The following is a 13,872-nucleotide window of genomic DNA, read 5'->3' on the forward strand; positions in this document are numbered from 1 at the left end:
ACGTATCGATCATTCGGGGACCCTCACATGGAACTGGTTGTAAAAAGCGTAGCCGCTGCATCCGTAAAAACTGCAACGCTGGTGATCGCAGTTGGTGAAAAACGTACGCTGGGCGCCGTGGCCAAGGGCGTAGACCAGGCCTGCGAAGGCGCCATCAGCGCCGTGCTCAAGCGTGGCGACCTGCTCGGCAAGCCGGGCCAGACCCTGCTGCTGCACAATGTGCCGGGCCTCAAGGCCGAACGTGTGCTGCTGGTTGGCTGCGGCAAGGATGAAGCCCTGGGCGACCGCGCCTGGCGCAAGCTGGTGGCAAGCGTTGCCGGCGTACTCAAGGGCCTGAATGGCGCCGATGCCGTGCTGGCCCTGGATGATATCGCAGTCAACAACCGCGACGCCCACTACGGCAAATACCGCCTGCTGGCCGAAACCCTGCTGGACGGCGAATACGTATTCGATCGTTTCAAAAGCCAGAAAGCCGAGCCCCGCGCCCTGAAAAAAGTCACCCTGCTGGCCGACAAGGCGGGTCAGGCCGAGGTCGAGCGTGCCGTGCAACATGCCAGCGCCATCGCCACCGGCATGGCCTTCACCCGCGACCTGGGCAACCTGCCGCCAAACCTGTGCCACCCAAGCTTCCTGGCCGAACAGGCCAAGGACCTGGGCAAAGCCCACAAGGGCCTGAAGGTCGAAGTGCTGGACGAGAAGAAAATCAAGGACCTGGGCATGGGTGCGTTCTATGCCGTGGGCCAGGGCAGCGACCAGCCGCCACGCCTGATCGTGCTGAACTACCAGGGCGGCAAGAAGGCCGAAAAACCGTTCGTGCTGGTGGGCAAGGGCATCACCTTCGACACCGGCGGCATCAGCCTCAAGCCAGGTGCCGGCATGGACGAAATGAAATACGACATGTGCGGCGCGGCCAGTGTGCTGGGTACGCTGCGCGCCGTGCTGGAACTGCAACTGCCGATCAACCTGGTGTGCCTGCTGGCCTGCGCCGAGAACATGCCCAGCGGTGGCGCAACCCGCCCGGGCGACATCGTCACCACCATGAGCGGGCAGACGGTTGAAATCCTCAACACCGACGCCGAAGGCCGCCTGGTGCTGTGCGACACCCTGACCTACGCCGAGCGCTTCAAGCCCCAGGCCGTGATCGACATCGCCACCCTCACCGGCGCCTGCATCGTTGCCCTGGGCAGCCACACCACCGGCCTGATGGGCAATGACGATGCGCTGGTGGGCCAGTTGCTCGATGCCGGCAAGCGTGCCGACGACCGCGCCTGGCAATTGCCGCTGTTCGACGAGTACCAGGAGCAGCTGGACAGCCCGTTCGCCGACATGGGCAACATCGGTGGGCCCAAGGCAGGCACCATCACGGCTGGCTGCTTCCTGTCACGCTTTGCCAAGGCCTACCAGTGGGCGCACATGGACATCGCGGGCACCGCCTGGGTCAGCGGCGGCAAGGACAAGGGCGCCACTGGCCGCCCGGTCCCCCTGCTCACCCAGTACCTGCTGGACCGCGCCGGCGCCTGACGCCCTCAGCCGGTGGCGCGCGGTGCGCCACCGGCCGGCGATATCCCCATGAGCAAAGTCGATTTCTATATCCTGCCCACCGACGCCCTGTCGGCGCGCCTGGATTTCGCCTGCAAGCTGTGCGACAAGGCCTGGCGCCTGGGCCACCGTGTGTACCTGCACTGCCAGGATGAGGCCCAGCGCATGGCGTTGGACCAACTGCTGTGGGCGTTCAGGGGTGAAGCCTTCGTGCCCCACGACATGGCCGAGACCCAACCCGATGCCAGCGTGGCGCTGGGGCTGGGCGAAGACGCAGGCGCGCACTGCGACCTGCTGATCAACCTGGGGGCAGCTGTGCCAGGCTTCGTCGGGCAGTTCGAGCGGGTGGCGGAAATCGTCGTGGAAGAGCCCGGCATCCGCCAATCAGCCCGTGAGCGATTCCGTTTCTACCGTGAACAGGGCTATGCTCTGCAAGACCACCGCTTACAGCGATTTTGACGACGATGGACAAGCACTCCCCCCTGCCAGATTCCAACCATCTGCTCGATGACCTCGAGTCGATCCGCCAGTTGCTCGGTGATGCCGACCTGCAGCCACCGCTGCTCACCGACACTGTGGAGCAGATGCCTTTGCACCTCGACGAGCCGGCCGGCAACGCTGCCCCCGCGGTTGACGGGCAACCCGCCGCAGCCGATGACAACCCGCAAGCGCGCCGCCAGGACACCCTGTTGCACCTGGAAAGCGAGCTGCGCGCTGCCGCACAGATGATCATGCAAGATGTGATCAACGACTTCACCCCGCACATCGAGAACGAGATCAAGCGCCGGCTGGACGCGCGCATCGAGCGGTTGATCAAGCGTTCGGAGTAACGTCAGTATTTGGTGGCGCCTGCTTAGCGGGTGAACCTGCTCCCACAAGGCATCGACGTGTTGCGGGCCGGTGGGCGCAGGTTTACCCGTGCAGGCTACCCCTGCCCCGCCAGATAGCAGCAGCCTGTCGCCTGCGGCCCCCAGCTTGGTTATACTTCTCGGCTTTCCCGAATTAATGCACAGGGTCCCGCCGCGCATGGATAAGACCTACCAGCCGCACGCCATCGAAACTTCCTGGTACAACACCTGGGAGGCCGAGAATTATTTCGCCCCACAAGGTGCAGGCGAGTCCTACACCATCATGATTCCGCCGCCGAACGTGACCGGCAGCCTGCACATGGGCCACGGCTTCAACAACGCGATCATGGACGCCCTGATCCGTTTCCGTCGCATGCAGGGCCGCGACACCCTGTGGCAACCTGGTACCGACCACGCCGGTATCGCCACGCAGATGCTGGTAGAGCGCCAGCTCGAAGCGAAAGGCCAGAACCGTCATGACCTGGGCCGCGAACAGTTCCTGGAAAAGGTCTGGGAGTGGAAGGACCAGTCCGGTGGCAACATCAGCCGGCAGATCCGCCGCCTGGGGTCGTCGGTGGACTGGAGCCGCGAGCGCTTCACCATGGACGACGGCCTGTCCGACGCTGTCAAGGAAGCCTTCGTGCGCCTGCACGAAGACGGCCTGATCTACCGTGGCAAGCGCCTGGTGAACTGGGATACCAAGCTGCACACGGCCATCTCCGACCTTGAGGTGGAAAACCACGACGAGAAAGGCCACCTGTGGAACCTGCGTTATCCGCTGGCCGACGGCGCCACCACGGCCGAAGGCCTGGGCTACCTGGTGGTCGCAACCACCCGCCCGGAAACCCTGCTGGGCGATGCGGCCGTTGCGGTGAACCCGGCTGACGAACGCTACCAGGCGCTGATCGGTAAATTCGTCGAACTGCCCCTGGTTGGCCGCCGCATCCCGATCATCGCCGATGACTACTGCGACCCAGCGTTCGGCACTGGCTGCGTGAAGATCACCCCGGCTCACGATTTCAATGACTACGACGTGGGCAAGCGCCACAACCTGCCGCTGCTGAACATCTTCGACAAGAACGCCAGGGTGCTGGGTGCCGCGCAGGCGTTCAACCTCGATGGCAGCGTCAACGAGCAGGTCGACACTGGCCTGCCAGCCCAGTACGCCGGCCTGGACCGCTTCGTCGCCCGCAAGCAGATCGTCGCCGACCTGGACGCCCAGGGCCTGCTGGTCAGCATCGATGACCACGCGCTGAAAGTGCCCAAAGGTGACCGCTCGGGGACCGTCATCGAGCCGTGGTTGACCGACCAGTGGTATGTCTCTACCAAGCCGCTGGCAGAACCTGCGATCGCCGCCGTGGAAGACGGCCGCATCCAGTTCGTGCCCAAGCAATACGAGAACATGTATTTCTCCTGGATGCGCGACATCCAGGACTGGTGCATCAGCCGCCAGCTGTGGTGGGGCCACCGCATCCCGGCCTGGTACGACGAAGCCGGCCAGGTGTATGTAGGCCGCAACGAGCAGGAAGTCCGCGCCAAGCACAACCTGGGCGCCGAGGTTAATCTGCGCCAGGACGACGACGTGCTCGACACCTGGTTCAGTTCGGGCCTGTGGACCTTCTCCACCCTGGGCTGGCCGGAGCAAACCGAATTCCTCAAGAAATTCCATTCCACCGATGTGCTGGTAACCGGGTTCGACATCATCTTCTTCTGGGTGGCGCGCATGATCATGCTGACCATGCACCTGGTGAAGAACGAGGACGGCACCCCGCAGGTACCGTTCAAGACCGTGTATGTACATGGCCTGGTGCGTGATGGCCAGGGCCAGAAAATGTCCAAGTCCAAGGGTAACGTGCTGGACCCTCTGGACATCGTCGACGGTATCACCCTCGACGCCCTGCTGGAAAAACGCACCAGCGGCATGATGCAGCCCAAGCTGGCCGAGAAGATCGCCAAGCAGACCAAGGCCGAGTTCCCCGAAGGTATCGCCAGCTACGGCACCGACGCCCTGCGTTTCACCTTCTGCTCGCTGGCCTCCACAGGCCGGGACATCAAGTTTGACATGGGCCGCGTCGAAGGCTACCGCAACTTCTGCAACAAGATCTGGAACGCCGCCCGCTACGTGCTGGACAAGGGTGAAGACTGTGGCCAGAACGGCGAAGCCTACGAGCTGTCGCTGGCTGACCGCTGGATTATCTCGCAGTTGCAGCGCACCGAAGCCGAGGTGACACGCCAGCTGGAGCAATTCCGCTTCGACCTGGCCAGCCAGGCGCTGTACGAGTTCATCTGGAACCAGTACTGCGACTGGTACCTGGAGCTGTCCAAGCCTGTACTGTGGGACGAGAACGCCCCGGTCGAGCGCGCCCGCGGCACCCGTCGCACCCTGGTGCGCGTACTGGAAGTGGCACTGCGCCTGGCGCACCCGTTCATGCCGTTCATTACCGAAGAAATCTGGCAGCGCATTGCGCCGCTGGCCGGCATCGAAGGCAAGACCATCATGCTGCAGCCATGGCCGGTAGCCGTTGAAGCCCGCATCGATGCCGCCGCCGAAGGCGATATCGAATGGCTCAAGGAACTGATGGTAGGCCTGCGCAACATCCGCGCCGAAATGAACATCGGCCCAGGCAAACCACTGCCGCTGTTCCTGAAGAACGCCAACGCCGACGACCAGCGCCGCCTGCAGGAAAACGAAGCGCTGCTGAAGAAGCTGGCCAAGGTCGAGTCGTTCACCGTGTTGGGTGATGCTGACGAACCACCTTTGTCGGCCACTGCCCTGGTGGGCGACCTGCAGGTACTGGTACCCATGGCCGGGCTGATCGACAAGGATGCCGAGCTGGCACGCCTGAACAAGGAAATCCAGCGCCTGCAAGGCGAAGTGGCGCGCGTGGGTGGCAAGCTGTCCAACGCTGCCTTCGTCGACAAGGCACCGCCTGCGGTGATCGAGAAAGAGCGTGCGAAGCTGGCCGAGTCCGAACAGGCGCTGGCCAACTTTACCGAGCAGCACGCGCGGATTGCAGCGCTGTAACCTGACATTGCGGATGTGACCGGCGGGGGCCATGCCCTCGTTCGCGGCCAAGGCCGCTTCCACAGGGGACGAACATCCCAGTGGAAGCGGCCTTGGCCGCGAATGGGCCGGCACCGTATCACCGGACCCAACCATGACTGAAAAGCCCACCCTGCACCCGCGTAACCGCCATCAGGGCCGTTATGACTTCCCCAGCCTGATCAAGGCACACCCCGACCTGGCCCGCTTCACCATCACCAACCCCTACGGCAAACCCAGCATCGACTTCGCCAACCCCGAAGCCGTGCGGGTGTTCAACCGCGCCCTGCTCAAGGCGCAGTACGGCATCCAGCACTGGGACATTCCCGCCGACTACCTGTGCCCGCCTATCCCGGGCCGCGCCGACTACCTGCACGTGGCCGCCGACCTGCTGGCGGAGGACAATGGCGGCGAAATCCCCAGAGGGGCCCAGGTACGCGTTCTGGATGTGGGGGTAGGGGCAAACTGTATCTACCCGTTGCTGGGCCACAGCGACTATCGCTGGCGCTTTCTGGGCTCGGACATCGACCCCGTCGCGCTGGCCTCGGCCAAGGCCATCGTGCAGGCCAACGGCCTGAGCAAGGCCATAGCCCTGCGCCAGCAGGCAAACGCTGCGCATATCCTCACCGGGCTGCTGCAAGCGGAAGAGCGCCTGGAATTGACGCTGTGCAACCCGCCCTTCCATGCCTCACGCGACGAAGCCACCCGGGGTAGCCAGCGCAAATGGAAGAACCTTGGCAAGCAGGACCCTAGACGCAAGTTGCCTGTGCTGAACTTTGGTGGCCAGAACAACGAGCTGTGGTGCGAGGGGGGTGAAATCCGCTTCGTCACCCAACTGGTTGGCGAAAGCGTGCAGTACGCGCAGCAGGTGCTGTGGTTCACCAGCCTGGTGTCCAAGGCCAGCAACCTGCCCGGCATCGAGGCCGCGCTGAAAAAAGCCGGGGCGAAGGCAGTACGCATCAGCGAAATGGGCCAGGGGCAAAAGCAGAGCCGCATGGTGGCCTGGAGCTTCCATGCGCAAGCGGCGCGCCAGGCCTGGTACGCCCGACCAGAATCGAAGGCATGAAAAAACCGCGCCCGGGCAAGCCGGGCGCGGTTTCGTCAAACCAACAAGAATTACTTGTTGATAGCGTCGGTCAGCACTTTGGCTGGCACGAACTTGACGACTTTCTTGGCAGCGATTTCGATGGCAGCGCCAGTCGAAGGGTTGCGGCCGGTACGGGCAGGACGCTCGGAGACTTTCAGCTTGCCGATGCCTGGCAGGGTGATTTCAGCGCCGTTTTCCAGCTGGTCGGCAACGATCTGGCCCAGTTGCTCCAGAGCGTTCTTGGCGGTGGCTTTCGGTGCAGAGATCGATTCGGCGATGTCGGCAATCAGTTGGTCTTTGGTCAATGCCATGGTGGTGTTCCTTCCCTATCAAATTCGATGGTTTTGCAGCGAACGACGACGTTATCGGGCCAGCCCCGTCAACTTGGCGGGCCGCGCCAATTGGGTATGTAGATACACAAATCGGCGTTTGGTTCGACGTGGCGAGCGTGCGCTGCCAGCAATGCGCCACAGCAGGGGCGCAAGACCGCGCAAAGCTATCACACGAATGAACAAATATCCGCTGCGCACCCTGATTTAATGCGGGTTTTTCGGGGGTTTTTCGCCTTAAAGCCACAAAGTTGCTTAAAAAACGAGCAACTGGCATTTGCGCCAACTTCCGGCCACTGCATCCCCCTGCGTCTGAGGTAAACTTCAGGCCTTTTGCAGCCCGTTGAGAATCCCATGCCAATCCGCCATTGCATCGTTCACCTGATCGACAAAAAGCCCGATGGCAGCCCCGCCGTGCTGCACGCCCGCGACACTGAACTGGCCGCCTCCGACGCCATCGAAAACCTGCTGGCCGACCTCAATGACAGCTACAACGCCAAACAAGGCAAGGCCTGGGGGTTTTTCCACGGCGAGTCAGGGGCCTACCCCCTGAGCGGCTGGCTTAAACAGTACCTGGATGCAGACAAGGATTTCACCACGTTCAGCCGCATGGCCGTCGAACACCTGCAAAAGCTGATGATCCGGCACCTGGAGAACGTTAAATATTTGTGCTATGCGTTATAGACATTTAAAAGCTCTGGCGCTTAAAGGTGCTCAAGGTCACTAGCTCTGCCTGAGACCACGCCAGGCGCCAGTGCTGGGGGCCACAGATGGAACTTGTGTGGGCTACTGAAGACTTGGTGATCGCAGGGCAGCCCTATCCTGGGTTTCCGATTCTGCTTTGGAACTCGATGGAGAGTTGCGCCCCCGCCAATCAGTTCTTCCGTCACTACCTGCTTCGCGGAGCCATTGGTTCCAAGCGCTCCTGGCCCAGTACAGGACGCGCACTGTACGACTTCTTCAGCTTTCTTGAAGCCCATGGTCTTGGCTGGCTCGACGTAGAACGCGGCGAGGCCAAAAGCCTTGTGGCGGCCTATCGGGACTATTGCTTGACGACATGCAAGCTGGCACCGAACACCACTCGCCAACGCCTGACTTACATCTGCAAGTTCTACGAATACGTGCTGAAGGAGGGTTGGGTGAAACGCCTACCCTTTGGCTACGAAGAACGTACCGTACGAAGTAAAAAGACCTTTCTTGAACATGTCCGCGCCAGCGGCGGCAAGACCTTCGCAAACGACGTGATGCCGCGCAGCTACAAAGCCCTGCCCAAGTTTTTGAGCATGCCTGAAATCAAGTCGCTCTTGGCCGCTGCGGAAAACCCCCATCATCGAATGATGATGCGCCTTGCTTTGCACACGGGCCTACGCCGCGAGGAAATCGCAGCCTTCCCACTGGCCTATGTTTTCGACCCAGACAAGGCGCAACGAACCGAGCGTAACCTGAGCATTTGTCTCGATCCCTTTGACGGAAGCGGCATGTTGACGAAGGGCAGCAAGCCGCGAACCATTTACCTCAGCCGCACGTTCATCGCCGAACTCTATCGCTACGTAGTGAAGGTGCGTGGCCAGCGCGTTTCGCCGAGCAAGCCTCCACAAAAAGCGCTATTTCTCAATCAATTCGGAGAGCCCTACGCCGAGGACGGTAAGAGCCTTAATCGGATCATCAACAACACCGGTATGCGGGCAGGCATTAAGGTCCATACGCATATGCTCCGGCACACCTACGCTACGCACACATTGGTCAGCCTTCAGCGCAACCCCGCGAACAGACTGGACCCCCTTGTGTTCCTTCAGCGACAACTTGGCCACAGCTCGATTCAGACGACCATGGTGTACCTGCATCTGATCAACGAAATGGCCGACGAAGCGGTGCTGGCCTATGACGATGAATTGAACGCACTGGCGGGGACAGCCTGATGGCCAAGCGCAAGGTGTTTGTCAGGAGCGACCTTAGCGTTCCTCAGGTCGAGCATTGCCACGACGCGGCCGGCAATTTGACCACCCTGCCCCAGTCTATCTCTGAGATTAACACTATCGTCGAGCTTGGACTGAATACGTCCAGGAGCCGTCGCTTCAACTTTGCTCGCTGGTACGGCGTCGGCATTGATCCCATCACCCACGCCTGTCAGCGCCAAATCGAACGCTTCCTCGCCAGACAGGATGGCGCCATCACCGCCACCACCGTGGCGAGCTACTGCGTAAATGGACTGCGCAACTTCCTAGACTGCTGCGTGCTGCAGGCAACCGCTTACGGCCGTGACTTACTCTTGAACGACATAAACCGGGTCCTAATCGACGGTTACCTCGGCCATCTGGCAGGGCTAGGCGTAGCAACAACGTCTCAAAAGGCGCTTTACGCGCAAACTAAGCCGGTACTACTTGCCTTGGGACGACGCGGGCTGATTCCTCTGATCGCCTTCGGCGATATGGCAACCTTCCCAAGCACTCCCTTCCCGAATAGTAATCGCAAGTTCAAGAGCGAGATCGCATTCACCACAAGAGAACGACAAGCCTTCAGTGCGGCATTGCGGCAAGCCATCAAGCCGATATGGATCGACGGCGTGACTGTAACCGGCGAGCTGCTGGCATTCGCATTGTTGATTGTAGCGCTGCACACCGGGCGTAATAGCACGCCACTCTTGGAAATGGACCGTAACTGCCTTCGCCCGCACCCGAAAGATGACACCATGTTCCTGGTTCTGTGGAAGCGGCGAGGATACAACACCAGCAAGGTGGTCCTCCGCGCCGAGCCGGACGCTGAACGCCTTCTTGCATCCACGCCGAGCGTAAGAATCAGCGTGGAACGTCTGATTCGTCGCGTTATGGTTCTGACCGAACCTCTGGATGCGGAGGCTCCGGCCAACCTCAAGGGCCGTATATGGCTGTATCGCACTCGCGGCTCGAAAAATGCCGGCAACGTCACAGCACTGACCTCTCCAATGGTGGCAGTCGCCGCAACACGACTTGCGGCGAAATATAGCCTGACCGACAGCGATGGAAAGCCGCTGCGCATTAACATTTCACGTCTGCGCGAGACGTTCGCCAGCGGTATCTTCGAGCTGACCGGCGGAGATGTCGCAACCACCGCCGCAGCACTAGGAAACACCGTTCAGGTCACCGACCAACACTATTTAGCGCCCACTGAAGAGTCCCGTCGCAACTGGCAGTTCATGGGTGAGGTACTGGTGCAGGAGTTGTTGAATCGGACCATCGGTACAACATATCGAGACACTCCCATGGGACGCTGCGCCGACCCGGAGAACGGCCAATACGCACCTAAGCGAGAGGGTGCGACTTGTATGAACTTCATCAACTGCCTGCGCTGCGAGCACTACGCGGTGACCGCCGAAGATTTGTACAAAGTGTTCAGTTTCTACTTCCGCACACTGACCGAACGCTCGCGCATAGATAAACGGCGCTGGGCACGAGAATACGCCCACATTCCCCGCTTAATCGATCACTACATCATTGATGAAGGGCTGAGACGCGGCATATTCAAAGCCGCAGAGGTAGAGGCCGCCCGTGAGCATGCTCGCACCCAGCCACATCCGTTTTGGTCAGTCGATCTGATCGAAAGCCTAGAGGTATTTGCATGAACGACAACCTTCTGGCAGCACTACCATGGACCACCTTCACAGCCCAGCCTGACGATGTGCGTGGACTCCGCGAATGCGACACCTTGATCATTAGCGCGGCCCAAGTCGATGGTATTTGGGTAATCCTCAGCCGCTATGGAGATGACATCTGGCAGCTCGACGGCTTCACCAGCAACGTGCCGCCCTGTCAGAAACGACTGAATTTCAGCCTCGTACCAAAGGCGTTTCGAGCTGTAATGAAGGCGATGCTGTACCGCTACCTAAGACGTGGACGACGACGAGGAACACGGCCTAAAGGCGGCGCAATGAAAGGTCTTTTCCATGATGCGACCCCGTTCTTACGTCATCTGGAGGCTCTTAAGCTGAATCATATTGGCGCGGTGACCCCCATGGTCTGCGCGGCCTATGTGAATACCTGCAAGGGTAAGTCACTGTCGCAACGTGGATTGAAAACCCGCTTTGAGGCTGTCGAAGCGCTCTATGAACTTAGCCAATACACCGAAGACCGAATGCCGACACATCCTTGGCCCGAGGCGTCCGCAATGGCGTTGGCGGGGCTTACCGGCGGTGGCGCTCAAGGATGCAAAACGCTACTAATCCCCGATGATGTGTTCTGCACCCTATTCCAGCGAGCCTGCGAGCAGGTTGAGCGCGGTCAACGACTACTTGACCTTCGCGATGCCCTGGATACGCTCACGGCGCATCGAAAGGGGCAGTCATACACAACAGTCAATGTCGCAAAGAACCGCCACCTGGATGCCTCTGGTTGGGAGGGTGGCCTGAAAACACTCAACAAAGCACTGATTGATCTGCGTACGAGCTGTTACATCGTTCTGGCCAGCACCTCCGGCTGCCGCAACCACGAGCTGGCCAATGTACAATCGGGTTCGCACGTGCGCACCCAAGACAATCAGGGCACGGTCTATCACTGGATGCGTTCAAGCTCGAATAAGACTGATGCGGGCATCCATCATTGGATGGTCCCCGAGGCGGCTGTACGCGCGTTGCGTGTGATGGAGCGCTGGGCTCTGCCATATCAGGCCATGATCATCGCCGAACTCCTGCAGCGACGCAGGTCTAACCCGTCTGATCCGCAGATCGTCGAGGCAAACAAACACCGCCATGCGCTGTTCCTCGGCGTGGCTCCGGGAGGCGACCGAGTACGCACGCTTTCCCTCGTTAGTTGGAACATTTACCTGAAGGCATTCGTTAAAGATTGCGGGCTGAGGTGGAACCTTAGCAGCCACCAATTCCGGCGCAAGTTCGCCAACTACGCCGCGCATAGCCGCTTCGGTGACTTGCGCTATCTCAAGGAGCATTACGCGCACTGGACGCTGGACATGACCTTAGGCTACAGCATGGACGACAGCTGGGGGCAGCACTTGGATCTTGAGCTGTATACCGACATTCAGACCGAGTTGGATGATATCAAGCTCGGGGTTGTCGACGGCTGGTTCGGTGATGCGCCTCTGGCCGGAGGCTATGGCCGCACCTTCAAGCAGTGGCAGCGAGAGCCGCAGAATTTGCTAATTTTCAAGGATCATGCCTCAATGTTGAAGTCCATTGCCGAGAGCACTGCAATTCGTAGCAATGGACATGCTTGGTGCACGGCGGACAATGACGGTTGCATCGGCAATACTTTTGAGCGCACAAGATGCGGCAACTGCAATAACGCCGTGATCGGGCGCACACACACGGCGATCTACCAGCGGCTCTACGACGAGCTGAAAAGTCTGCTGAACTGCTCAGACATTGGGGACGGCGGCCGCCAGCGCGTTGAGCGCGACCTGATTCGATGCCACAACGTACTAACACAGTTAGGAGTTCCTCTGGAGCGCCCGCCTTCATGAAATTCACGAAGAAGGCAGCCCACTACAAGCCGGCTGAGGATCGCGAGAAGGATCTGCGGCTCGCCCTTTATCGTATCCAGAAAGGGCGCCCCCATTCCGGAGAAACCAAAATTACCATCGCCGCCGTCGCCCGCGAGGCAGGCGTATCGACAGCGTTAATCCATAACTACTATCCAAAAGTTGCTGAGGCTATTCGCGAAGCTCAGGGGCGCTCCAGCCGCGCTATGCGTGATGTGAAACATCATGACCTCGTTGCCGAGCGCAAGATATCCGCAGCCTACCGCCATGAGATTGAGGAACTACGTGCCAAAATAGCCAGCCTGGCGTCACTCAATGAGGTGCTATTGGACGAGAACCGTGTGCTCAAAGCGAAAGTGAAGGACCGCAAAGTAACGGATCTGGGTTCAGCGGCGCTTTAACTGATCAATGAGTTGAGTGGGCAAGCCCTTAATGATCAAGGTACCGGCGGCCTCGTCGTATTCGATCTTTTCACCAAGTAGGTGCGCCTCGAAGCTGATCGACAGGCCTTCTGCGCGTCCGGTGAAGCGGCGGAACTGGTTCAGGGTGCGTTTGTCGGCCGGGATCTCTGGCGACAAACCATAGTCACTGTTGCGGATGTGATCGTAAAACGCCTGGGGGCGGTCCTCGTCGATCAGGCTGGAGAGTTCTTCGAGGGTGACCGGCTCGCCCAGCTTGGTCTGGGTGGTGGCGTAAGCGACCAGGGTCTGGGTTTTTTCGCGCGCGGATTCCTCCGGCAGGTCCTCTTTTTCGACGTAGTCGCTGAAGGCCTTGAGCAGAGTGCGGGTTTCGCCCGGGCCGTCGACGCCCTCCTGACAGCCAATGAAGTCGCGGAAATACTCCGAGACCTTCTTGCCGTTCTTGCCCTTGATGAACGAGATGTACTGCTTGGAGTTCTGGTTGTTCTTCCACTCCGACAGGTTGATCCGCGCCGCCAGGTGCAACTGGCCAAGGTCTAGGTGGCGCGAGGGGGTCACCTCCAGTTCGGCGTTCACCGCCACGCCTTCGCTGTGGTGCAGCAGGGCGATGGCCAGGTATTCGGTCATACCTTGTTGGTAGTGGGCAAACAGGACATGACCGCCGGTGGAGAGGTTGGATGCCTCCATCAGCGCCTGCAAATGCTTTATGGACACGCGGCTAAAGCTAGTGAAATCCTGGTTACCGTCGACATACTCCTTCAACCAGCCGCTGAACGGGTACGCGCCAGACTCGGCATGAAAGAACCCCCAAGCCTTGCCTTGTTTGGCGTTATAGCTGTCGTTGAGATCAACCAGCAGGTTCTCGATAGCGACTGACTCCCCAAGCTCCGAGTCGCGGGCATGGAGAACTGCCGGTGTGCCGTCTGGCTTTTTGTCGATCAGATGAACAATGCAATGACGGATAGACATCAGAGCGTTTCCTGTAAGGGGGCGTTGTTAAGAAAATATGCAGGGAGTGGCTTGATGGCTCTGATTGAACCGCACGACCCAAAGCCCGGTGGTGGTCTCAAGGCGAGCAGCACAGGCCTTTAACATCCAGGCGGTTCACTATTCTGCCCCTGGCAGCTATTTCGCGGCACCG

At 60.1% G+C, this 13,872-nt stretch carries 11 protein-coding genes and 1 pseudogene; 10 read left to right on the forward strand and 2 right to left on the reverse strand.

The features are described from left to right. Nucleotides 1-27 precede the first annotated feature (27 nt). The 5 genes from IAE38_RS00330 (at nt 28) to rlmF (ending at nt 6,496) form a co-directional block, all read left to right on the forward strand. On the forward strand, nt 28-1,521 hold the full coding sequence (locus tag IAE38_RS00330; protein WP_201163275.1) for a leucyl aminopeptidase: 1,494 nt from the start codon (nt 28-30) through the stop codon (nt 1,519-1,521). 48 nt (nt 1,522-1,569) lie between these two features. Beyond that, on the forward strand, nt 1,570-1,998 hold the full coding sequence (locus IAE38_RS00335) for a DNA polymerase III subunit chi (RefSeq protein WP_201215215.1): 429 nt from the start codon (nt 1,570-1,572) through the stop codon (nt 1,996-1,998). Nucleotides 1,999-2,003: 5 nt separating this feature from the next. Beyond that, nucleotides 2,004-2,369 carry a hypothetical protein gene (locus IAE38_RS00340; protein ID WP_028631506.1) on the forward strand — a complete coding sequence of 122 codons (366 nt, stop codon included), beginning with the start codon at nt 2,004-2,006 and terminating at the stop codon, nt 2,367-2,369. Nucleotides 2,370-2,565: 196 nt separating this feature from the next. Next, nucleotides 2,566-5,412, forward strand: a complete 2,847-nt coding sequence (locus tag IAE38_RS00345) for a valine--tRNA ligase (RefSeq protein ID WP_201215224.1) — start codon at nt 2,566-2,568, stop codon at nt 5,410-5,412. A gap of 133 nt (nt 5,413-5,545) precedes the next feature. Next, nucleotides 5,546-6,496 carry a 23S rRNA (adenine(1618)-N(6))-methyltransferase RlmF gene (gene rlmF / locus IAE38_RS00350; protein WP_201215226.1) on the forward strand — a complete coding sequence of 317 codons (951 nt, stop codon included), beginning with the start codon at nt 5,546-5,548 and terminating at the stop codon, nt 6,494-6,496. A gap of 50 nt (nt 6,497-6,546) precedes the next feature. On the opposite strand, the gene IAE38_RS00355 is transcribed toward rlmF, so the two are convergent. After that, nucleotides 6,547-6,828 carry an HU family DNA-binding protein gene (locus tag IAE38_RS00355; protein WP_028631509.1) on the reverse strand — a complete coding sequence of 94 codons (282 nt, stop codon included), beginning with the start codon at nt 6,826-6,828 and terminating at the stop codon, nt 6,547-6,549. 372 nt (nt 6,829-7,200) lie between these two features. On the opposite strand from IAE38_RS00355, the pseudogene IAE38_RS00360 reads away from it, so the two are divergent. The 5 genes and pseudogenes from IAE38_RS00360 to IAE38_RS00380 all read left to right on the forward strand — a co-directional run. Further along, nucleotides 7,201-7,485 (forward strand): annotated as a pseudogene (locus IAE38_RS00360) (nucleoid-associated protein); the annotation flags it as partial. Nucleotides 7,486-7,616: 131 nt separating this feature from the next. Further along, entirely contained in the window at nt 7,617-8,765 is a 1,149-nt protein-coding gene (locus IAE38_RS00365; protein WP_201215230.1) for a tyrosine-type recombinase/integrase, read from the forward strand. Then, entirely contained in the window at nt 8,765-10,444 is a 1,680-nt protein-coding gene (locus tag IAE38_RS00370) for a hypothetical protein (RefSeq protein ID WP_201215232.1), read from the forward strand. The genes IAE38_RS00365 and IAE38_RS00370 overlap by 1 nt, the downstream gene beginning before the upstream one ends. Then, on the forward strand, nt 10,441-12,294 hold the full coding sequence (locus tag IAE38_RS00375) for an integrase (protein WP_201215234.1): 1,854 nt from the start codon (nt 10,441-10,443) through the stop codon (nt 12,292-12,294). Before IAE38_RS00370 ends, IAE38_RS00375 begins: the two co-directional genes overlap by 4 nt. Then, nucleotides 12,291-12,713, forward strand: a complete 423-nt coding sequence (locus IAE38_RS00380; protein ID WP_201215236.1) for a TetR family transcriptional regulator — start codon at nt 12,291-12,293, stop codon at nt 12,711-12,713. The genes IAE38_RS00375 and IAE38_RS00380 overlap by 4 nt, the downstream gene beginning before the upstream one ends. On the opposite strand, the gene yejK is transcribed toward IAE38_RS00380, so the two are convergent. Further along, nucleotides 12,699-13,700, reverse strand: a complete 1,002-nt coding sequence (yejK, locus tag IAE38_RS00385) for a nucleoid-associated protein YejK (protein ID WP_201215238.1) — start codon at nt 13,698-13,700, stop codon at nt 12,699-12,701. The genes IAE38_RS00380 and yejK overlap by 15 nt on opposite strands. Nucleotides 13,701-13,872 lie beyond the last annotated feature (172 nt).

Origin of the sequence: Pseudomonas sp. S32, from assembly GCF_016648095.1 — a bacterium.
Lineage (GTDB): Bacteria > Pseudomonadota > Gammaproteobacteria > Pseudomonadales > Pseudomonadaceae > Aquipseudomonas > Aquipseudomonas parafulva.